The organism is Ruegeria sp. AI2, from assembly GCF_056541275.1.
In genome coordinates, this window is record NZ_JBQFYB010000069.1 from 1 (window position 1) to 860 (window position 860).

General features: G+C 62.7%; 2 protein-coding genes. Both read right to left on the reverse strand.

Annotated features, from left to right (window positions below; all coding sequences use genetic code 11):
* Nucleotides 1-280 (reverse strand): MerR family transcriptional regulator (locus tag ACR0LL_RS21195; RefSeq protein ID WP_480589286.1); only part of this gene is annotated, 280 nt, incomplete at its 3' end.
* The coding region (locus ACR0LL_RS21200) for an HAD-IC family P-type ATPase (protein ID WP_480589288.1) at nt 277-860 on the reverse strand (584 nt) is incomplete at its 5' end. The genes ACR0LL_RS21200 and ACR0LL_RS21195, both read right to left, overlap by 4 nt.

Consider the following 860-nt stretch of genomic DNA (forward strand, 5'->3'; position numbering starts at 1 on the left):
TCTTGGCTTGGATCTGCGCCAGATGGTCCCGTGCGACCCGCTTGACATCGGCGCTGGCGCGGGTCTCATCCTCGTACAGCGCCAGCAGAGTTCGGCAGTCTTCTATCGTGAACCCCAATGCGCGGGCGCGCCCCAGAAAGTTCAGCTTGTGGACATCCTGCTCGCGGAACCGACGATACCCGTTTTCGTCGCGCTGCGGTTTGATCAGCTTGATGTCTTCGTAGTACCGGATGGTTTTGGCAGGCAGGCCGGTGCGGGTGGCGACATTTCCGATATTCATGCGTGGACCTCCCCGGTCGCGGTCTCAGCGGTTTCCGGGACGCTCGCGCGTATGCGTCGCAGGCGCAGGGCGTTCGACACTACAAAGACACTCGACAACGCCATAGCCCCGGCGGCCAGTGCCGGTGACAGCAGGTGGCCGCCGAAGGGGTAGAGAACACCAGCGGCCACAGGGATCAGCAAGACGTTGTATCCAAACGCCCATCCCAGGTTCTGGCGGATATTGCGCATGGTCCGGCGGCTGATCTCGACCGCATTTGCCACGCCGCGCAGATCACCCGACATCAGGACCACGTCGGCCGTTTCAATGGCGACATCCGTTCCTGTGCCGATGGCAATACCGATATCGGCAGATGCCAGCGCTGGCGCATCGTTGATCCCATCGCCGACAAACGCCAAGGTCCCATACTCATCGCGCAGTGCGTTTATTGCGTCCAGCTTACCATCCGGCAGCACGTCAGCGGTCACATGATCGATGCCCAGCCGGGCCGCCAACGCCTGGGCCGTGCGCGAGTTGTCCCCCGTGACCATGGCCAATGTCAGGCCCATCTCGTGCAGTCGCGCCAATGCCTCAGGCGTGC